This is a genomic window from Microvirga massiliensis, assembly GCF_001006805.1.
In the GTDB taxonomy this organism is placed as follows: Bacteria; Pseudomonadota; Alphaproteobacteria; order Rhizobiales; family Beijerinckiaceae; genus Microvirga; species Microvirga massiliensis.
Genome location: NZ_LN811357.1, coordinates 248,933 through 267,635, shown reverse-complemented (window position 1 = coordinate 267,635; position 18,703 = coordinate 248,933). Strand labels below are relative to the sequence as shown.

The 18,703-nt window shown below is 64.0% G+C and carries 19 protein-coding genes; 9 read left to right on the top strand and 10 right to left on the bottom strand.

The window, feature by feature from the left end; all coding sequences use genetic code 11:
- Positions 1-2: 2 nt before the first annotated feature.
- From BN1233_RS23605 to BN1233_RS23590, 4 genes are all read right to left on the bottom strand, one after another.
- On the bottom strand, positions 3-407 hold the full coding sequence (locus BN1233_RS23605; RefSeq protein WP_046866040.1) for an anti-sigma regulatory factor: 405 nt from the start codon (positions 405-407) through the stop codon (positions 3-5).
- Positions 388-777 carry an STAS domain-containing protein gene (locus BN1233_RS23600; protein WP_046866039.1) on the bottom strand — a complete coding sequence of 130 codons (390 nt, stop codon included), beginning with the start codon at positions 775-777 and terminating at the stop codon, positions 388-390. The genes BN1233_RS23605 and BN1233_RS23600 overlap by 20 nt, the downstream gene beginning before the upstream one ends.
- Positions 778-780: 3 nt before the next feature.
- Entirely contained in the window at positions 781-1,653 is an 873-nt protein-coding gene (locus BN1233_RS23595) for an STAS domain-containing protein (RefSeq protein WP_046866038.1), read from the bottom strand.
- Between the two features lie 252 nt (positions 1,654-1,905).
- Positions 1,906-2,289 (bottom strand): response regulator, encoded by a 384-nt coding sequence (locus tag BN1233_RS23590; protein WP_048708415.1) that lies wholly within the window; start codon positions 2,287-2,289, stop codon positions 1,906-1,908.
- A 456-nt stretch (positions 2,290-2,745) separates the two neighbouring features.
- On the opposite strand from BN1233_RS23590, the gene BN1233_RS23585 reads away from it, so the two are divergent.
- Positions 2,746-3,309, top strand: coding sequence for a type 1 glutamine amidotransferase domain-containing protein (locus BN1233_RS23585; protein WP_046866037.1), 564 nt, complete (start codon positions 2,746-2,748; stop codon positions 3,307-3,309).
- A gap of 113 nt (positions 3,310-3,422) precedes the next feature.
- Here BN1233_RS23585 and BN1233_RS48520 read toward each other — a convergent pair whose 3' ends face one another.
- Complete coding sequence (locus BN1233_RS48520; protein WP_187144356.1) at positions 3,423-3,926, bottom strand: DUF1236 domain-containing protein; 504 nt, start codon at positions 3,924-3,926, stop codon at positions 3,423-3,425.
- 920 nt (positions 3,927-4,846) lie between these two features.
- On the opposite strand from BN1233_RS48520, the gene BN1233_RS23575 reads away from it, so the two are divergent.
- The 3 genes from BN1233_RS23575 to BN1233_RS23565 all read left to right on the top strand — a co-directional run bounded on the left by BN1233_RS23575 (position 4,847) and on the right by BN1233_RS23565 (position 8,038).
- A complete protein-coding gene (locus tag BN1233_RS23575) occupies positions 4,847-5,173 on the top strand; it encodes a hypothetical protein (protein ID WP_048708412.1) in 327 nt (108 codons plus the stop codon).
- Between the two features lie 15 nt (positions 5,174-5,188).
- Positions 5,189-5,440 carry a hypothetical protein gene (locus BN1233_RS23570; protein ID WP_046866035.1) on the top strand — a complete coding sequence of 84 codons (252 nt, stop codon included), beginning with the start codon at positions 5,189-5,191 and terminating at the stop codon, positions 5,438-5,440.
- Positions 5,441-5,911: 471 nt separating this feature from the next.
- A complete protein-coding gene (locus BN1233_RS23565; protein ID WP_046866200.1) occupies positions 5,912-8,038 on the top strand; it encodes a response regulator in 2,127 nt (708 codons plus the stop codon).
- Positions 8,039-8,321: 283 nt separating this feature from the next.
- On the opposite strand, the gene BN1233_RS23555 is transcribed toward BN1233_RS23565, so the two are convergent.
- Positions 8,322-8,825 carry a DUF2267 domain-containing protein gene (locus BN1233_RS23555; RefSeq protein WP_063776651.1) on the bottom strand — a complete coding sequence of 168 codons (504 nt, stop codon included), beginning with the start codon at positions 8,823-8,825 and terminating at the stop codon, positions 8,322-8,324.
- A gap of 384 nt (positions 8,826-9,209) precedes the next feature.
- Between BN1233_RS23555 and BN1233_RS23550 the strand changes: the two genes are divergently transcribed.
- Positions 9,210-9,884 (top strand): TerC family protein, encoded by a 675-nt coding sequence (locus tag BN1233_RS23550; protein ID WP_046866198.1) that lies wholly within the window; start codon positions 9,210-9,212, stop codon positions 9,882-9,884.
- Between the two features lie 135 nt (positions 9,885-10,019).
- Here the strand turns inward: BN1233_RS23550 and BN1233_RS23545 are convergent, their stop codons facing one another.
- Positions 10,020-10,613 carry an Hsp20/alpha crystallin family protein gene (locus BN1233_RS23545; protein ID WP_063776650.1) on the bottom strand — a complete coding sequence of 198 codons (594 nt, stop codon included), beginning with the start codon at positions 10,611-10,613 and terminating at the stop codon, positions 10,020-10,022.
- 13 nt (positions 10,614-10,626) lie between these two features.
- Complete coding sequence (locus BN1233_RS23540; RefSeq protein WP_046866033.1) at positions 10,627-10,845, bottom strand: hypothetical protein; 219 nt, start codon at positions 10,843-10,845, stop codon at positions 10,627-10,629.
- A gap of 305 nt (positions 10,846-11,150) precedes the next feature.
- Here BN1233_RS23540 and BN1233_RS23535 point away from each other — a divergent pair, with 305 nt between their 5' ends.
- The gene (locus BN1233_RS23535; protein WP_046866196.1) at positions 11,151-12,140 is read left to right on the top strand and encodes a TAXI family TRAP transporter solute-binding subunit; all 990 of its coding nucleotides are present in this window, start codon (positions 11,151-11,153) and stop codon (positions 12,138-12,140) included.
- Between the two features lie 171 nt (positions 12,141-12,311).
- On the top strand, positions 12,312-14,351 hold the full coding sequence (locus BN1233_RS23530; protein WP_046866032.1) for a TRAP transporter permease: 2,040 nt from the start codon (positions 12,312-12,314) through the stop codon (positions 14,349-14,351).
- A gap of 53 nt (positions 14,352-14,404) precedes the next feature.
- Here the strand turns inward: BN1233_RS23530 and BN1233_RS23525 are convergent, their stop codons facing one another.
- On the bottom strand, positions 14,405-15,289 hold the full coding sequence (locus BN1233_RS23525) for a Bug family tripartite tricarboxylate transporter substrate binding protein (RefSeq protein WP_052763896.1): 885 nt from the start codon (positions 15,287-15,289) through the stop codon (positions 14,405-14,407).
- 201 nt (positions 15,290-15,490) lie between these two features.
- On the opposite strand from BN1233_RS23525, the gene BN1233_RS23520 reads away from it, so the two are divergent.
- Positions 15,491-16,297, top strand: coding sequence for an aspartate dehydrogenase (locus BN1233_RS23520; protein WP_046866030.1), 807 nt, complete (start codon positions 15,491-15,493; stop codon positions 16,295-16,297).
- An 88-nt stretch (positions 16,298-16,385) separates the two neighbouring features.
- Positions 16,386-17,363, top strand: a complete 978-nt coding sequence (locus tag BN1233_RS23515; RefSeq protein ID WP_046866029.1) for an aldo/keto reductase — start codon at positions 16,386-16,388, stop codon at positions 17,361-17,363.
- A gap of 396 nt (positions 17,364-17,759) precedes the next feature.
- On the opposite strand, the gene BN1233_RS23510 is transcribed toward BN1233_RS23515, so the two are convergent.
- A complete protein-coding gene (locus BN1233_RS23510) occupies positions 17,760-18,698 on the bottom strand; it encodes a PfkB family carbohydrate kinase (RefSeq protein ID WP_046866195.1) in 939 nt (312 codons plus the stop codon).
- Between the last annotated feature and the right edge of the window lie 5 nt (positions 18,699-18,703).

The following is an 18,703-nucleotide window of genomic DNA, read 5'->3' as shown; positions in this document are numbered from 1 at the left end:
CGTTATTTCCAGCGCGTGATCGAGACGCGCGTGCCCTCGCCCACGATTGACGTGATCGTAAACTCGTTGGAGAGGCGCTTTGCTCCGCCCAAACCAAGTCCGAGCCCCGAGCCGGTCGAGTATCCGTCCGAGAGTGCCAGGTCGATGTCAGGGATTCCCGGGCCCTTGTCTTCGAAGGTGAGGCGCAGGCCCTTGCGGAGGCCGTTCTGGATGATTTGCAGCCTTGCCGTGCCTCCGCCACCATAGTCGAGCGTGTTGCGTGCGAGCTCACTGGCTGCGGTCACGATCTTCGTCTGGTCCACGAGTCCGAGGCCGATTTCGATGGCGCGTGTCCGAACCTCTTGGCGGACCTTCACCACATCGTCGGAGACCCTGATCTGGAGGGTGTCATCCCTCGTCACGATCATCGACATCCCCTCGGCCGCTGTCGCGCCTCGTGATCATGGCCATGCCGCGGTCGACATTGAGGGCGGTCTTGACGCCTGTCAGCGAGAGGCCGAGCTCGACGAGCGTGATCGCGACAGCCGGGCGCATTCCGACCACGACGGTATCGGCATCGAGCATGCGCGAGACTGCCGCGATGTTGTCGAGCATCCGCCCGATGAAGGAATCCACGACCTCGAGGGCCGAGATGTCGATCAGCACTCCCCTGGCACGGTCGGACACGATACGGCTCGTCAGGTCCTCCTCGAGGGCCATCGCGAGCCGGTCGTGCATGTCGACCTGGATGGTGACGAGAAGCGCGTCTCCTAGCCGCAGGATCGGGATGCGATCCATGGCTCAGGCCCTCACCGAGGCAGCTCGCTGAATCCCGACCAGCTTTCCGGTGCGCTGCAGCGCCAGCGCAAAGGCGTCGGCGAGGGAAGCTTTCGACACGACGTTCAGCTCGACCCCGAGATGAACCATCGTCTGGGCAATCTGGGGCCGGATTCCGCTTACGATGCAGTCGGCTCCCATCAGGCGGGCGGCCGCGACGGTCTTGAGGAGATGCTGCGCGACCAGCGTATCAACCGTCGGCACGCCGGTGATGTCGATGATTGCGATCTCGGCATTCTGATCGACGATGCTCTGCAGCAGGTTCTCCATGACGACCTGGGTGCGCGCCGAGTCGAGCGTGCCGATGAGCGGCAGGGCCAGAATGCCGTCCCAAAGCTTGACCACGGGCGTGGACAACTCGGCGATCTCCTCCTGCTGGCGCGCGATGACCTCTTCCCGGCTCTTCTGATAGACCTCTAGGGTGTAAAGGCCGAGTTGATCGAGCAGGGACGAGAGTACCCAGAGCTCCTTTCCGAGAGCCGCTGCGTCATCCCGGTATTCCTGCCGCAGGAGATCGAAGAGCGGCTGCTTGAACGAAAAGACGAAGACCGCTGTCTCGCTCGGGCTGAATCCCTGGATGGCCCGGGACCGTGAGATGTCTCCAAGCATGTCGCGGAGTTCCGCAAAACTGCTGGCCTGGATGTCCATGCTCCCGTTCGCGGCAAGCACCTGCCGCAGGGCGGAGAGAAAATCGCGGCACTGGGTCTGAAGCTCGGCTTCGGAGATCCGGCCCCCTCCTGTTGCTCCCGCGTTCTTCAGATGGCGCATCCAGTCCGACAGGATGTTCTGCTCGCTGGATGCGACGATCTGCGCGAGACTCGAAGACTGTGCCTCCATTGTGTGCCCCCTTGGTTGCAGGCCGGAGTACTCGTTGCCGGCGCATCGGTGACTACACGTTGCCGACAAGCTTGTCTCCTGCGGCCGTAAGATGGCGTCCGGCACCTATTCTTCCGCCCGGCTCTGAAGGCGATGGCTAAAGTCAGGCCAGACGGAGACGTTTCACTTCTTCAAGCAAGCCCGCATCGAGGCAGAAGCAATCCTTGCAGGCGGGAGCGATAGCGGACGCCCGTATCAACTCGGGCGACCTCGTCAGACCTGATCGCCGCTCACCGGTGGCTGCTCGGGGCGCCGACCCGTGAGGGCGACGATGGCCCATACGACTTGGCTCGGCCGGTATGGCTTTCGGAAGAACAGGGATCCTTCGACTGGGTTCTGCGAGACCGAATATCCCGTCGCATAGAGCACCGGCAGGGACGGCTTCGCTGCCCGGAACCGCTCCGCAACCGCCCATCCGTCCGCTTTCCCCGGAAGGCGTATATCGGTGAAGAGCACGTCGGGCAGGTCTCCCTTATCGAGAAAGCTCAGGGCTTCGTCGCCGGTTTCGGCCTCTATGACCTCGTAACCCGAGTCGCGGAGTTCGGAGGCTGTGATCTCGCGGATCGCGGCCTCATCCTCGACGAGAAGAATGCGCATGCCTGCAATGCCCCAAAGAATCGCGCCCCCAACAACTAAGGTCAAAATATGACGTAGAGGAATGTGCGCCGCCTACGCAACCCCTCCAGACTGGATTATCCCGAGCCAAGCTGCAGCTGGCGATAATCGGCGGCTTGGATCAGAGCCGCTTCGAGAACGGCTCCTGCCAGAGAGGGTTCCTCCGGCAGAGGCGTCTGGCACCGGCAGGAGCCTCTCGCGACGGAGAGGGCGAGGAAACGATTCAAGCGGACTCTCAGCGACCTGTGCATGGGCAGCTCACTCCTTGCAAAGGTTTGCCAAGCTCATGGAACGAATCCATGGGGCCTTGTGCCGGCTCGAATCGGAGCGGCCAGGAAGCCGAAAGAGGCGCGACATTGTGAGTGCGGACATAGCTGGAACGACGTGGGTTCGAGCCCGTTCAAGCCCCCTGAATCCCCTCAGCAAGGAGTTATCGCCATGGCGAAGGAATTGGATGGGCACACCGTCGCCGTTCTGGCCACCGATGGAGTCGAGCAGGTCGAACTGACGGAACCCGTGAGGGCGCTCAAGGAAGCCGGGGCGACGGTTCGTATCGTTTCCCCGAGATCCGGCTCCATTCAAGGCTATAATCACCACGACAAGGGCGACCAGATCCCCGTGGAGGAATCACTCGATCGCGCGAAGCCGGACAGCTTCGAGGCCCTCGTGCTCCCGGGCGGGGTCATCAATCCCGACATGCTCAGGCTCGAGCCCAAGGCGATCGCCTTCGTGCGCCATTTCGTTGAAACCGGAAAGCCGATCGCTGCGATCTGTCACGGCCCCTGGACCCTGATCAATGCGGGTGGCGTGAAAGGCAGGCGCATGACCTCGTGGCCGTCTCTCGAGGCCGACCTGAAGAACGCCGGCGCCCAGTGGGTGAACGAGGAGGTGGTGACCGATAACGGGCTCGTGACATCGAGAAAGCCGGACGACCTCCCGGCCTTCTGCAAGAAGATGATCGAGGAATTCCGGGAAGGGCGCCATCACAAGGCTAATGTCTAGGCCGCGGAATGACATCCTGCCCGAAACCAGGGAGCATCCTCGGCACGGGCCACTCGGATCCTTGGTGGTGAACAACCTGCAGGGGGCGGATAGACCGCCCCCTGCAGGAGAACTCACTCGATGATCTCGATCACGCGGCGGGTATCGGGTTGGACGATGGCGATCTCGTCACCGATCACCACGTAGCGGTAGGTGCGAAGCTCGGGGATCTCGGTGACGATGGTGTCCGGGACCTCGATGAGGGTGACGTCCTGCGGTAGCGTCTCGCCCTGCCGAAGCTCGATCCGGGTGGATGAGGATCTGGTCGATCCGGTCGTCTCTACCGAGCTCTTCAGCTTGCGGCGCTGCTCCGTGCTAAGGCTGAGCGAAGCCGACGAGCGGTGCGGTGTGCCGGATTTGGAAATCACCTCGACGACCCGCTTCGTCCGGGGCTCCACGATCACGATCTCGTCGCGCACAACCACGTATCGGTAACCGCGGTATTGCGGCAGGATCCGCACGACCTCGTCCGGCACAGGCGCCAAGTGCACGTCACTCGTGACCGTTGCGCCGACCGAGACGTCGAAGTTCACTTTCGAAACCGTATTGACGCTCTTGCTCGTGAAGGCCTGGGTCACCTCCGAGTGCTGCTCGGAATTCAGGCTCGCCAGGGCGCCGGACCTGGATGGGCCGGACGTGCTTTCGCTGGTGCTCCTCTGATCCGAAGTCGAGCTGCGAGCGGTGCCCGGTTCCTGCCGTGCATCGTTCGGGCGCTGCTGTGTCGCTGTCGAACCGGTCGAGCCTTCCCGCTGCCGGTTCGCGCCAGTGGTCGAGCGTGGCTGGTCGGCCGTTTTCGACTGAGAGGTTTCCTCCTGCCGAGTCCGCTGCTGGCGATCGGTATCGGCGCGCGATGCCGAACCAGCGCCTGTTCTGGTATCCGTGGCCGATTGCGAGGATCCTTGCGAACCGCGCTGCTGGCTATCCGGAGACCGGGCTGAATCCTGTGAGCTCTCCTTTGCGCTGGTGGTCGGATGCTGACCCTGGGTCGAGGAGGAACTCGCGGAGGACGAGCGGGAATCCTCCCGCGAAGAGGCGCCCTGACGCTGGTTCTGGCTCGATTGGGCTTCCGATCGGTCCGAAGAGGTGCTCGAGCCGCGGCTCTGAACCGGTGCAGTCTCCGACCTGCCCGAGGTCTCGGAGGAACTGACCGGCGGCTTCATTGGGCTCGAGGTCGCGCTGGGCGATTGACCGGTTTGCGCAAGGGCGACTTGGCCACCCAGCGCGAGAGTCGCCACGGCGACCGTGGTGAGCAATGTGTAACGCATCTTGACACTCCGTTGAATTCTGATCCGGCTGTAGCCGTCGGCAAGTCAAACGGACCTCGGATGCGAACGTTCCCGAAAAAGACGGCGTGCAGGCGGATGTTCGCGTGAGCCGAAAATGGTCAGACAAAGATCGCGCCTGCCTTGCGAGAGCAGCGCCTGCTGCAACGCCTGTCGAACTCGCTGGAACGATATTTTCCAGGGCTGCGTTCTTTCCGTATGGACGGGAGATCACCATGAAAGCGCTTCTTTGCGCGAGTACGGTGACAATCAGCCTTCTGACAGGCATTGCACCGTTACAAGCCCAGACAGCCGCACCTGTGCCGGCGAACCCGCAGACGCCTCGGTCCGAGAGCACCGGACCCCAGGATCCGCGCTCCACCGGCTCGATGAACCGGCCGGACGAGAACTTGAGCGAGCGCCTGGACCGGAGCGACGGCGTGATCCATCCGCCGACTGACATCGCGCCCGATATGGCGATCCGGCCGCCCGATCCCGGCACCACGCGGGTGATCCCACCGCCGGGAACCCCGGGCGGTGACCCGAGCATCGAGCCCAAGTAAGCCCTCTGCACGGTCATGAAAGACAATTCCGACGTCTCGCCCATCGAGAGCATCCTCACCCTCGCTCACGAGATCATCGACGAGTGTCCGTCCTGTGCCGCCAAGGCCTCCCGGATCGCCATGTGGGCGAGCGAGATCCGGGAACGGCGCCCCGGCGCCGAGGAGTTGGCCGCGCTCATCGATGCGACCTGCCAAGGGGCTTTGACGGACGCCCAGCGCAGCCATCTGATCGAAGGGCTACGTGCCCTCGTTCGCTTCGCGGAATGAGGCGCTGATCCTCTCGAGGCGATGATCGCTGACCATGGCCGGCGACTCGGCGCCCGGTGCGGTTCACTCGAGTCAGCGCGCTCGACGAACGATTTTGCTGTCGCCAAGCTGGAACGCAACGTCCCGAGCAACGTTGGAAGAATATACCGGCCCGGATCCTCCCCGCATTCCCCTTGTGCACGGGCCGAAGACTTCAAGAGCGCCCGCGAGGCGCTCTCTTTTTGCCCTGATCATTGGCGGCTTTTCGGACGTCTCTGGTCTGCCCCTCGACGGAGGCCGGCCGTGACATTAAGTCAGGTCTCCCGGCCTCGTTCCCGAGGGAGCATGATACAGGGCCGAGGAGGAAGCCCGGTCCGCAGTCTGATGGTAAGGCCGAGCAATAGCCGCGATGGCGCCGGAGCGAAGAATGTCGAAGCCGACCAGATGAGGTCTTCTCTCATTCCCGCATATCTCCGTGAGGACCATCCCCTGATGACTTCGGTTCGCCTCCACCGGCTGCTGCTGGTGGCCTCTCTCCTCATCCCTGCGATTGTGTTCGTGGCCGCGGCGTATTGGAACCGGGGAGAGGTCTTGCGCGAAAGCGAGGATACCATCGCACGCACGGCCTCCATCCTTCACGAGCACGCACGCAAGGTCTTCGACACGGTCGATCTGGCCATCGGGCGCGTCGACGATCGGATTTGGAGCATGTCGTGGGAAGAGATCGCGACGCCGGAGACGAGTGCGTTCCTGCGCAGCCTCAAGGCTCCTCTCGAACAGGCAGTCTCGATCTGGATTACAGATGCGAGCGGCCATGTCCGTGCCGGAAGTCAGGCGTGGGATCCGGCTGTCACGATCTCCGAGCGGGAGTGGTTCAAGGCTCAACAGGAGCAGAATGCAGGGACGTATATCAGCGCCGTCTTCGAGGGCAAGGCGACCCGGACTCTGTCATTCGCCGTCAGCCGCCGTCGATCCACGCGGGATGGACGGTTCGACGGTATCATTCACGTCGCGCTCAGCCCGGAATATTTCGCGCGGTTCTTCGAGAAGGCTGCTCCTCCCGTCCCACACGAGGCGGAACTGGTGCGCGCAGATGGCGAGATCCTCGCGCGGGCTCCGCTTCGATGGGCGAATACGCGTTTGGAGGCCGAGAGCCTTCTTATGCAAAGCATCGCAAGCCGGCCAGAAGGGAAGGTTCTGTCGGGAAATTCCACTGCCGACCGGCGCGAGCGCATTTATACCTATCGCCACGTTGTCCCGTATCCCGTTTATGTCGCGTTCGGTATTGATGCCGATGTCATTCTCATCCGATGGTATCGGCATCTGCGAATTTACGGCGCCGTGGCGGCGCTTTCGGCTCTGGTTCTGCTGGTCGTCTCATGGCTTGCGCTGCGGCGGGCGCAATCGAAGCAACAAGCGCTTCTCCGGCTCAGACAAGAGAGTGAGCAACGTCTCGCGGCCGAGCAGCAATTATTGCAATCCCAGAAAATGGAAAGCATCGGCCAGCTCACGGGCGGTATCGCTCACGATTTCAACAACCTGCTTGCCGTGATTCTGGGGAATCTCGATCTGCTGCGGAAGCGCATCAAGGATGATGAGCGTGCAGGCCGATTGCTGGAAGGAGCGATTCAGGGTGCTCAACGAGGAGCCGCACTGACACAAAGGCTGCTCGCATTCGCCCGCCGCCAGGATCTCACGCCTCAGGTGGTCGACGTGCCGAAGCTCGTTTCGGACATGACCGATCTTTTATCCCGAACGCTCGGGTCCAATATCCGGATCCTGACGCAATTCCCACCGGATCTTCCACCTGTCGAGGTCGATCCGAACCAGCTCGAAATGGCGCTTCTGAATCTTGTCGTGAATGCGCGGGATGCGATGCCGACCAGCGGCACGATCACGATTGCGGCCCGTGCAGAAGAGGTACTTCGCCTCAACGAAATAGGGTTGAGCGCAGGTCCCTATATCTGCATTTCGGTGAGCGACACCGGGATGGGAATGGACTCGGCTACGTTGGCCCGCGCCATCGAACCCTTCTTCACGACAAAAGGAGTCGGCAAGGGCACGGGCCTGGGCCTCTCCATGATCCATGGCCTTGCCGTTCAATCCAACGGCGCCTTAAGACTCAAGAGTGCGATCGGAAGCGGGACGACGGCCGAATTGTGGTTACCGCAGGGCGAGCCACTTCCGGAAGATGCGGCGAGGGACGACCGAACGCATCTGCCTCAGCGGGCATGCACCGTGCTCCTCGTCGAGGACGACCCCCTCGTCCTGATGGGCGCGGCTGCAATGCTCGAGGATCTCGGCCACACGGTCTTCGAGGCCTCAACCGGCGAGGCAGCCCTCGCGGTGCTGCAGGAAAATGCATCGGTCGATCTCGTGATAACGGACTATGCCATGCCGGGAATGACGGGGCTCGAACTGGCGAAACGGATTCGCAGCCGTTGGCCCGAAATGCCGATCCTGCTTGTGAGCGGCCATGCGGCGCTGGCGGAGCGAACCGAACTCGACATCCCGCGCCTGACGAAGCCGTTCCTCCAGGAAGAGCTCGCGCTTGCCATCGCGGCGGTCGTGACATCCTCCTGCGAAGCAACCGGCGACGCTGCGTTCCGGAGGTCTTGAACGGACAGTGCTTGTTCCAGCACAATGCCTGCGTCCCATGCCGCATCGAACATTTTCTCATCGTCCTTGTGAGCCGGAGGCGAAGCAATCTACCCTTCGACGAATACGCCCCTGGATTGCTTCACTGTGCTCGCAAGGACGAAGAGGACGTAATTACGGATGAGCACGGCCGGAAACGCAAGTAGTCTCCGGATCCACTGCGTCGTTGCGAACCGCAGGCGAGGCAATTTTGGAGGCAGGCGCGGCAATGCCTGGATCTGCGCAAGTCCCGTGACCAACCTCCTCACGTCCGGATATTGCGGATGTCCTCCGGATGTGCCGTGACCGGACCTATGTCGCCTGCATCTCCGACATCCTGCGCAGGATCGGACCAGAGCGCGCGGATCTCCGCGGGAAGGCTATCGCGGAGCTTCCGGATCTGCCCCTCGGGCAAATGCCGGGCCAGGACGTCGAATACGGCGATCGCCGCATCCTGCGGGTCGACGGACCAGGATGCGCCGGCGTGATCGAGCACAGAATCGAGGAACTCTTCCAGAGATCGATAGCGGGACGGCAGGCCCACGGTCCGCCATTGATCATAGTAGATCCCTCGGATCAGCAAGGGCAGCTGCGAGCCGAGAGGAGCGGCGAGTTCCAGCGGCAGGCGGTCTCGAAGGGCGCGCAGCACCGCGCCGAGCATGTGCCACGCGACATGCCGGTCGGGCCCGAGCTCGGCCGTGAGCTCGTCGAGCCAGATATGGGTGGCTTGGAGAGTCTCGTCGAAGACGTCGAGGCCGGTCGCGCTCATGAGGCGGCTCCGGGCAGCCCCCTGACCGGAGACAACGTCCCCCGGGGCAAGGCGTTCCCGCCCTGCCGGACCGGCCAAGCTTCAGTCGGGCCAGGCATTTGCCGTAGGGTCAGGGGACAAATCGCGGCCCGGTCTTGAGCTTCGCGCCGCCTGCTCCTACACTTGCTCTACCAGACCGGGCCCCTCTGGCAGTTCTGCGGGACTGTGATGTCGGACTGGATATCCAACTAGGTGGCCTGGCTCTCGTGAACTCCCCTCGGCCGTAATCGTTTCCGGAGCGATACCGCTGCCATTCGGCATCGGGCGCTACCCGTGAGCGGCTGTTGGCCTTTCGGGGCAGACTTCGTGCAGGCCACCATCCTTGTCGGCAACAACGGGTGCTGCATGTCCGAAATTTTCACTGGTGAAGCTCTAACGGCCCTCCTCCAGGTCATCATGATCGACCTGGTCCTGGCGGGCGACAATGCCATCGTCATCGGCTTGGCTGCGGCCGGCCTGCCCCGCGAGCAGCGGGGCAAGGCGATCCTGATCGGCATCATCGCCGCCACCGTGCTGCGTATCATCTTCGCGGGGCTGACCACGCAGCTCCTGCAGATCGTGGGCCTTCTGCTGGCCGGCGGCATCCTGCTGCTCTGGGTGTGCTGGAAGATGTGGCGCGAGCTGCGCACGTCGCACGCGGAGGAGGTCGATGCGACCGAGGCGCTCGACAATGAGGATTACAGCCGCGACGGCACGGTGGCCGGTGGCGCACCCCGTAAGACCTTCGCCCAGGCCGCCTGGCAGATCGTCATCGCCGACGTGTCGATGTCTCTCGACAACGTGCTGGCCGTGGCGGGCGCCGCGCGCGAACATCCGATGGTGCTGATCTTCGGACTGGGCCTCTCGATCGCCCTCATGGGTATAGCCGCGACCTTCATCGCGAAGCTGCTCCAGCGCCACCGCTGGATCGCCTATGTCGGCCTTGCGGTCATCCTCTACGTGGCTCTCGAGATGATCTACCGGGGTTCGCTGGAGGTCTGGCCGGTCGTCAGCGAGGCCAGCGCAGGTCTTCTGGGCTGAGGCGGCCGCTCGCCGTCGCGGGAGCCTTCTCTCCGGCGGAAGCGAGCGGTTCGCTCGACCAAACCCTGCATGAAATGGCCCGCTCCTCGGGAGAGGAGCGGGCCGTTCGGCTTCGACAATGCCATGCGCGTAGGATCAGCCCTGCTTTCCCTTGCTCGCGCCCGATTGTTCTTTACTTGAGCCGGATTGCTCCTTGCTCGTGCCGGATTGCCCGGCCAAAGTGGCCCCAGACCCGGAGCCCTGAACCTCGATGCGGCGCGAGCGCTGCTGCTCCTTGCCCTTGGGGAGGGTAACGGTGAGGACGCCGTTCTCGAAATTCGCCTTCACGTCCCCCGGATCGACCGAGAAGGGCAGACGCAGCATGCGCTGGAAGGTTCCGAAGGACCGCTCGGAGACGTGATAATTCTCCCTTTCGTCCTCGCGCTCGAACTTCTTCTCGCCCCGAATGGTGAGCACATCGTTGTCGAGCGTGACGTCGACATCCTTTTCGCTCACCCCCGGGAGTTCGGCACAGATCCGGACTTCCTTGTCAGTTTCACTCACGTCCATGTGGGGGACCATCGCGCCCCCGCCCTGGGACCCGCCTGACTGGCCTCCGAATGAGCCGCGAAAGACGTCATCGAACAGGCGGTTCATCTCGCGGTGGAGCGACAGGAACGGGTCGCCTCCGAGGCCACGTTCCATCATCCCGCCGGAGCGATACGGCGAAAGGGGATTGCGTGCCATCATCAAACCTCCTCTTCTACGCTTGATTCTTGGATTGCCCTGCAGCGGCATCGACCGCGTCCGCCATTTTGTCGCCCTGACGCTTGGGGCTGTCGGGTGCGGCGGTCTCGTTCTTCTGGGGTGAGGCTGCGGATCGATCTGCCGTTTTCCGGGTGGCGTCGGCGTCCGCCTCCTGTCTCGTCCTCACCGCATCGAGTGCTGCATTCTCGCGGTCTGATTTAGATCGATCAGCCATGGCTCACCTCGCCGGTCGGTGTGAGGCGGCTGCGCGATCAACCCTCATGAGTTTTGGGTACGGTCTCCGCGGGCGCGCAGCCGTCATGCGAGTACAACGGATATCGCCTGCGTGGGTTTCCCGGGCGCAGCCATTTGGCGCGCCGTCTTCTCGCGGGGATGCGCCGCAATGAGCCCTGACAGATGCTCGCCTCCTGGCCGACTTGCAACACGGGCGAATGCTTGTATCCGTCCGGCAGCGATCGCCACCGCGGCCGGTCAGAGCCGCGGGCGGTCCGTCAGGGACAAGATCTCGAAAGGAACACGATGAGGAACATCAACATCAGCCGCCGCTGGGCGCTCGGGGGCGCCTTGGCCCTCGGTCTCGGCTGCGCCGGACTCGCGGTGGCCCAGGCCCCGGCGTTCTTCCGGATCGGCACGGGAGGCACGGCGGGCACCTACTACCCGATCGGCGGTCTGATCGCGAATGCGATCTCGGGTGCGGAGGGTAGGGGAGTCCCGGGCCTCGTCGCCACGGCCGTCGCGTCGAACGGGTCCGTCGCGAACATCAACGCCGTCCAGGGCGGGTCGTCCGAGTCGGGCTTCACGCAGTCCGACGTCGCGTTCTGGGCTTATACCGGGACGGGTCTCTACGAGGGCAAGCCGAAGGTTCAGGACCTGCGGGTGATCGCGACCCTCTATCCGGAGACCATCCACCTCGTCGCCCGCAAGGACGCGAACATCAAGTCGGTCGCGGACCTGAAGGGCAAGCGGGTCTCCCTCGACGAGCCGGGCTCTGGCACCATCGTCGACGCGCGCCTCGTCCTCGCAGCCTTCGGCCTGACGGAAAAGGACATCAAGGCCGAATACCTGAAGCCCGGCCCCTCGAGCGACCGCCTCAAGGACGGCGCGCTGGACGCCTATTTCTTCGTCGGCGGCTATCCCACGGGTGCTATCTCGGAGCTCGCAACCTCCACGGGAATTTCGCTGGTGCCGATCACCGGCCCGGAGGCCGACAAGCTGCTCTCGGAATACAAGTTCTTCGCCAAGGACACGGTCCCGGCCGGCGCCTACAAGGACGTCGCGGAGACCCAGACGATTTCGGTGAATGCCCAGTGGGTCACGAGCGCGAAGCAGCCTGAGGACCTCGTTTACAAGATCACGAAGGCGCTCTGGAGTGACGAGACGCGCAAGCTGCTCGATGCGGGCCATGCCAAGGGCAAGCTGATCCAGCTCCAGACCGCGACCACCGGTCTCGGCGTCCCGCTCCATCCGGGCGCCGAGAAGTTCTATCGCGAGGCGGGCGTCCTGAAGTAAGGACGCTCCCGCCATCCCGCGCTCCGCATCAGACCTTGTGGAGCGCGGGTATCCTGAAGCCAGGATCCGGCGGCGCCATCGCGCCGCCGTTCTTCATCCGGGTGTTTCCGGCAGAGACCGGGCCCGGCCGTGATCGCTGCCGGCGCGCCGGCATCATCCAGGGAGCGCCGCATGGCCACGATGGAACTCGATGAAGCGAAAGCCCGCGAACTCGAGGAGCAGTTCGATCCCGAGATGCGGTTCCGGCCGCTCATGCCGGCCGCTGGCATCCTCGTCGGCGTGCTCCTCTTCGTCCTGTCGCTGTTCCACTACTACACAGCCGGGTTCGGGCTCCTGCAGGAGACCGTCCATCGCGGGATTCACCTGTCCTTCGTCCTCGGCCTGATCTTCTTGGTCTTTCCGCTCACCAAGCGGGGCTATGCGGCTCCCCCGAAATCGACCCTGCTGCGGCCCCTCGGCATTCCGCTCGTCGACTGGGCGCTCACCATCGTCGCCGTGGCCGCGGTGCTCCATGTGCCGCTCATTCCCCTCGACGATCTCGCCTTCCGGGTCGGCAATCCGACGACCACCGACGTGATCCTCGGGGCCTCGCTGGTCATCATTCTGGTCGAGGCAACGCGGCGGTCGGTGGGCTGGCCGCTGCCAATCATCGCGCTCCTCTTCTGCGCCTATGCGCTCTTCGGGCCGCAGATGCCGGGCATCCTCGTCCATCCGGGTGCGACCGTCTCGCAGCTCGTCGACCACCTCTACCTGACGAGCCAGGGCATCTACGGCATCGCGCTCGGCGTCGTGGCGACATACGTCTTCCACTTTGTGCTGTTCGGCGTCTTCGCGACGCGCATCGGGCTTGGCCAGCTTTTCCTAGATTGCGCCGCCTGGGTGGCCGGCCGCTATGCCGGTGGTCCCGCAAAGGTATCGATTTTCGGCTCGGCCCTGTTCGGGATGATTTCGGGCTCCTCGGTGGCCAACACCGTGACGGTCGGCTCGCTGACCATCCCGGCGATGATCCGGCTCGGCTACAAGCGGCATTTCGCGGCTGCCGTCGAGTCCGCGGCGTCCACGGGCGGGCAGATCACGCCGCCGATCATGGGCGCCGCCGCGTTCCTGATGATCGAGTTCCTGAGCCTGCCCTACACGACGATCATCCTCGCTGCGATCGTGCCGGCTTTCATGCATTTCTTCGGCGTGTTCATCCAGGTTCACCTGGAAGCGAAGCGCAACGGGCTGCGCGGCCTGCGGCCCGAGGAGATGCCGGACGTCAAGGCAGCGCTGCAGCGAGACTGGCCAACTATCATTCCGCTCATCGTGCTGATCGCGATCCTGCTCGCGGGCTACACGCCGTACTTGGCCGCCTTCTGGGGCATCACCCTGTGCATTGCGGTCGGGCTCCTCAATCCGCGCCGGCGCCTCACGCTGTACGAGATCTACGAGGGCCTGCGCGACGGCGCGAAATATGCGCTCGCAGTCGGCGCCGCCGCGGCGACGGTGGGCATCATCGTCGGCGTCGTGACGCTGACCGGCGTCGGATTCAAGATCTCCTTCATCGTGACCTCGACGGCCGCTTCGCTCGCCTCGAGCGCATCCGCGATCGTGCCGGCAGTCCTCATGGACATGAAGGCGCTCACGCTCATGTTCACGCTGATCATGACGGGCGTCGTCTGCATCCTGATGGGCTGCGGCATCCCGACGACGGCCAATTACATCATCATGGCGACGATCGCCGCGCCAGCGCTCGGAATGCTTGGCGTCGAGCCGATCGTCGCGCATTTCTTCGTCTTCTATTACGGCGTTCTCGCCGACATCACGCCGCCCGTGGCGCTCGCTGCCTATGCGGCCGCTGGAATGGCGGGTGCCGATCCGTTCAAGACCGGCAACACGGCGTTCCGCCTCGGACTCGGCAAGGTGCTCGTGCCCTTCGTGTTCGTATTCTCGCCGTCGCTCCTCCTTGTGACGAAGGGCTTCAACTGGACCGACTTCACGATCGGCTTCCTGGGTTGCGTCGCCGGGATTGCGTGTTTGGGCGCTGCGTTGTCCGGGTGGCTCCTGACCCGCGCGGTTGCCTGGGAGCGCGCGATCCTCGCCGTCGCCGCCATCTTGTTTGTGACGCCGGAGCTCTATTCTTCGCTCTTCGGATTGGTCCTGCTCCTGCCCGTGCTGATGCGGCAGCTCGCGAACTGGCGAACGGCCGCCGCAGTCGAGGCGGCGTCATAGCCGGATTCCGCCGAGAGAAGTGATGCTTCCGATCGAGAAGCGGGTGCGAACCGCTACTCGACGTTGACTCCGCTGGAGCGGATCGGCTCGGCCCACTTCTTGATCTCGCTCTCGACGAAGCCGGCGAGGTATTCCGGGCTTCGCCGATCCGGGGCGACCAGCATGGCGCCGAGGCCCTGCAAACGATCTCGCACGGCCGGGTTGTCCATCGCCTGCACCGTCGCATCGTGGAGCTTTTTCACGATCGGCTCGGGCGTGCCCTTCGGGAGGAAAAAGGCATTCCAGGTATAGGCCTCGAAATCGGGGAGGCCCCTCTCATGGGCCGTCGGTAGATCGGGTAGGACCGGCGAGCGCTCGCGGGTAAGCGTGGCAATGGCCTTCACCGCACCGCCCTGGATCTGGGGCAGGGCCGTGGTGACGATCTCGCACAGGAAGTCGATGCGCCCACCCTGTAGGTCCTGCATGGCCGGCCCGGTGCCGCGATAGGGGACGTGCGCGATCTTCGTTCCCATGGCGGCGTTGAGAAGAACGCAGCCGAGATGGGTCGCGGACCCTGCCCCCGCGGAGCCGTAGGTCATTTTATCCTGATTGGCCTTCGCGTAGGCGATGAACGCCTCGAGCGTATCAGCGGGGAAATCCTTGCGCGTGATCAGGATCAGCGGCACTTCGGCGATGAGCGCCACGGGCTGGAAGTCGGTCGCCGCGTGATATTGCGGCTTCTTGTAGAGCGTCTGGTTCTGAGCATGGGTGCCCACGGTGCCGAGCACGAAGGTGTAGCCGTCCGGATCCGCACGGGCCACGCGCAGCGATCCCGTCATGCCGCCGGCTCCGCCGACGTTTTCGACGATGATCTGCTGGCCGAGGATCGGGCTCATATACTCCGCCATGACACGGCCCAGCACATCCGTCGGGCCACCCGCAGCGAAAGGAACCACCATGGTGACTGGACGGGTGGGCCAGTCCTGTGATCGGGCGGAGTCTGACAAGCCCCAGGAAAGGCCGAGACAGGTTCCCAGGACGGCAAGCGTTCTTGCCATTAAACTTCGAAACATTGCTCCCTCCGATCGCGAGGGTTAGATCCTGGGCGCGCCGGCCGCCCCGGTCAAACTGCCTCGTCGTGTTATCTTTGGAGCGCCTTCATGCCGACCACACGTGTTGCCATAGCGGGTCTCGGCGCTATCGGACGCGCCCTCGCTCGCCGTCTCTCGGATGGCGTGCCGGGGCTCGAGCTTGCCGGCGTTGCGGTTCGTGACCGTTCTAAGGCCGAGGCATGGATGCGGAACGAGGGGATCGACTGCCCGATCCTGACGTTGCCGAGCCTTCCCGATTATGCGGACCTCGCCGTCGAGGCCGCGCCGGCCGCAATCCTCGAGGACATCTGTCGGCCCATGCTATCGGCAGGCAAGAGGGTGATGGTGCTGAGCGCCGGCGCATTGTTGCCCAAACCAGATCTCATCGACCTCGCGCGTGAGGCCGGCGGCCAGATCATCGTTCCGACGGGAGCGCTGCTCGGTCTCGACGCCGTCACTGCGGCAGCCGAAGGCGAGATCCACTCCGTGCGCATGATGACCCGCAAACCTCCGCGCGGGCTGGCCGGCGCTCCCTACCTCGAGAAGAACGGCATCTCGGTCGAGGGGCTAGAAGAGCCGAAACGGGTCTTCAGCGGCACGGCACGCGAGGCTGCCGCCGGCTTTCCGGCTAACGTGAACGTTGCAGCAGCCCTCTCGCTGGCGGGAATCGGCCCGGATCGCACCATGATCGAGATCTGGGCGGATCCCGGAGTTTCGCGCAACTGCCACACCATCGAGGTCGATGCGGACTCGGCTCGCTTTACCCTCTCGATCGAGAACGTGCCGTCGGAAAACCCGAAGACGGGCCGCATCACGGCGCTTTCCGCGCTCGCAGCCCTGCGCAAGCTGCACGCGCCATTGCGGATTGGCACATAGAATTCGTGAGCTAAGATGTTGCTCGATCCGTGAGCCTCGATGTGGCTCACGGTGAGGCGGCCGTGAGAGTCCCTAGCGGAGCGATTGCATGCCAGCTGCTCGAGTCGACAAGGTAAGACTGGGTCGCACGGATCTCACTGTCTCGACGGTCTGTTTCGGCACCTCGGCACTCGGCGACATGCCGGACACCTATGGCTTTGGGGTCGATGAGGAGCGAGCCAAGGAAACCATTCGCGCCATCTTCGCAAGCCCGGTGAACTTCCTCGACACGTCCCGCATCTACGGGTTCGGGCGCAGTGAAGAGCGGATCGGCGCCGTCATCCGCGAGCGTGGTGGCCTCCCTGAGGGTTTCGTGATCTCGACCAAGCTCGATCGCGATCCCGAGACCAACCGCTTCGATGGCGCGCAGGCCCGGCGATCCCTCGAGCAGAGCCTGAAGGCGCTGGGCCTCGACCGCATCGATCTCCTGCATCTCCACGATCCGGAGCATGCGGTCTCCTTGGAGGAAACCACCGGCCCGCATGGTGCGATCGCCGAGCTGTTCAGGATCAAGGAGGAGGGATTCGCGAAGGCGGTCGGCCTCGCCGCCGGCCCGGTGGAGATCATGATGCCGATCCTCCGCGACTGGGATTTCGACACGCTGATCACCCACAATCGCTTCACCCTGACCAACCGCAACGCGGAAGAAATGATCCGCTTCGCGAACGCCAAGGGCATCGCCGTCCTGAACGCTGCCCCCTATGCCGGTGGCGTTCTCGCCAAGGGCTCGAGCGCCTATCCGCGTTACGTCTACCAGGAGGCCTCCGGAGAGGTGCTGGACCCGATCCGACAGGTCGAGACGATCTGCGCCAGGCACGGCATTCCGCCCGGCGCCGCGGCCCTGCAGTTTTCACTGCGTGACGAGCGGATCACCGCTACAATCTGCGGCGTCAGCAGGCCGGAACGGGTGGCGCAGACGCTCGAATGGGCGCAATGGCCGATTCCGGAGACGGTATGGGATGAGTTGAAGGCTGTCCCGTTTTCGTCGGAGGATCCCGAAGCGACGCGAGAGTATAAGCCGGGGTGATCGCGGCGAGAGACGGAGAAAGCCGACTGTGAAGGACACGCACTCGCTTGGCTTGTCGTGATGCGGTACGCGCGGCGTTCTTCCGTTTCCGGTAGGGCTCTTCGCGGCTTCACGTCCTCACCGTCCTTGCGAACGCAGTGAAGCAATCCAGGAGCCCGCCCGTCGAGGGGTAGATTGCTTCGCCTGCGGCTCGCAACGACGGAAGTGCGGCGGAAAGGGCAGTGCATCACGTCTACGGCTCGCAAGGCCGGCAGTGGGTCCGGCGTTTTTTCCGTTTCCGGCCCTGCACCTCCCGCCCTCAAATCCTCTTCGTCATTGCGAACGCAGTGAAGCAATCTACCCGTCGACGGATGGTTCGCCTCGCCCGCAGCTCGCAACAACGGGTCACCTGCCTGATCACACAAAGACCGGCTCGAGCGCGCACGACCGGCTTCGCGCGAGCAAATCCTCCAACCGGGGCGCACCCAGCCGACCGCCAAAATGTTCGCACTTCATCGCCGCTGCGACATTCGCCATTTGCACCGAGCGCATGAGCCCCCAGCCGTTCACGAGGCCATAGGCGTAGGTGCCGTGCCAGATATCGCCGGCATTCAGGGTGTCGACGGCGCGGACGGGCGGGGAGGGGAACGCGCGCACGAGGCCCTCTGATGTCCCGCGCTCCCAAATCAGCGCACCATCCTTTCCGACGGTCACGCCGACGACATCCGCGCTGAGCTTCGATGCGAGCTCCAGCAAGGCCTGTCGCGGCGATGCCGAACCTGCCAGGGACAGCAGAGCCGGCTCCGAAAACAGAACGTGATCCGCCATTGAGATCAGCTCACGCAATACCTCGAGCGGAGCAATATCGGCGTCGACGATCGTGGGAACGCCATGACGCCGGGCTTCCGACAGCACGGCCCGCGCGCCCTCGACCCAGCGCATGTCGACAAGGACAGCGCCGGCATCCGCGATCGCGGGCAGAGGCAGCCAGCTCGGGTCGCTGTCGAGCGTCGGGTCGGTATAGGGCACCACCAGCCGCTCCCCGGTGCGATCGACCAGAATGGTCGAGAATGCCGTACGCGCGCCGCGGATCCGGCGGATACGATCGACGCGCACGGACTCTTTCGAGAGGTCGTGCAGAAAGCTGTCGCCGGTTGGATCGTCGCCGATGCGGGCCCAGAGCTCGACCTGGCCACCCAGCCGAGCAATCGTCACCGCTGCCGCCGTCGCCATGCCCGAGGCTGCCTGCACGGCCTTTTCGGGTATCACCTTCGTGCCATGCCCCGGGACTTGGTCGACCTTGAAGATGGTGTCCCAGAAGGCGCATCCGAGACAGATCACGGGCTTGTCGTGCATCGGTC

What these genes read in the sequence shown, in the direction of transcription:
- BN1233_RS23540 (WP_046866033.1), bottom strand. Translation starts at nt 10,845, where the DNA reads ATGGCTGATCGATCTAAATCAGACCGCGAGAATGCAGCACTCGATGCG.
- BN1233_RS23510 (WP_046866195.1), bottom strand. Translation starts at nt 18,698, where the DNA reads ATGCACGACAAGCCCGTGATCTGTCTCGGATGCGCCTTCTGGGACACC.
- BN1233_RS23565 (WP_046866200.1), top strand. Translation starts at nt 5,912, where the DNA reads ATGACTTCGGTTCGCCTCCACCGGCTGCTGCTGGTGGCCTCTCTCCTC.
- BN1233_RS23555 (WP_063776651.1), bottom strand. Translation starts at nt 8,825, where the DNA reads ATGAGCGCGACCGGCCTCGACGTCTTCGACGAGACTCTCCAAGCCACC.
- BN1233_RS23520 (WP_046866030.1), top strand. Translation starts at nt 15,491, where the DNA reads ATGCCGACCACACGTGTTGCCATAGCGGGTCTCGGCGCTATCGGACGC.
- BN1233_RS23545 (WP_063776650.1), bottom strand. Translation starts at nt 10,613, where the DNA reads ATGATGGCACGCAATCCCCTTTCGCCGTATCGCTCCGGCGGGATGATG.
- BN1233_RS23605 (WP_046866040.1), bottom strand. Translation starts at nt 407, where the DNA reads ATGATCGTGACGAGGGATGACACCCTCCAGATCAGGGTCTCCGACGAT.
- BN1233_RS23515 (WP_046866029.1), top strand. Translation starts at nt 16,386, where the DNA reads ATGCCAGCTGCTCGAGTCGACAAGGTAAGACTGGGTCGCACGGATCTC.
- BN1233_RS23595 (WP_046866038.1), bottom strand. Translation starts at nt 1,653, where the DNA reads ATGGAGGCACAGTCTTCGAGTCTCGCGCAGATCGTCGCATCCAGCGAG.
- BN1233_RS23530 (WP_046866032.1), top strand. Translation starts at nt 12,312, where the DNA reads ATGGCCACGATGGAACTCGATGAAGCGAAAGCCCGCGAACTCGAGGAG.
- BN1233_RS23600 (WP_046866039.1), bottom strand. Translation starts at nt 777, where the DNA reads ATGGATCGCATCCCGATCCTGCGGCTAGGAGACGCGCTTCTCGTCACC.
- BN1233_RS23585 (WP_046866037.1), top strand. Translation starts at nt 2,746, where the DNA reads ATGGCGAAGGAATTGGATGGGCACACCGTCGCCGTTCTGGCCACCGAT.
- BN1233_RS23535 (WP_046866196.1), top strand. Translation starts at nt 11,151, where the DNA reads ATGAGGAACATCAACATCAGCCGCCGCTGGGCGCTCGGGGGCGCCTTG.
- BN1233_RS23525 (WP_052763896.1), bottom strand. Translation starts at nt 15,289, where the DNA reads ATGGTGGTTCCTTTCGCTGCGGGTGGCCCGACGGATGTGCTGGGCCGT.
- BN1233_RS23590 (WP_048708415.1), bottom strand. Translation starts at nt 2,289, where the DNA reads ATGCGCATTCTTCTCGTCGAGGATGAGGCCGCGATCCGCGAGATCACA.
- BN1233_RS23570 (WP_046866035.1), top strand. Translation starts at nt 5,189, where the DNA reads ATGAAAGACAATTCCGACGTCTCGCCCATCGAGAGCATCCTCACCCTC.
- BN1233_RS23575 (WP_048708412.1), top strand. Translation starts at nt 4,847, where the DNA reads ATGAAAGCGCTTCTTTGCGCGAGTACGGTGACAATCAGCCTTCTGACA.
- BN1233_RS23550 (WP_046866198.1), top strand. Translation starts at nt 9,210, where the DNA reads ATGTCCGAAATTTTCACTGGTGAAGCTCTAACGGCCCTCCTCCAGGTC.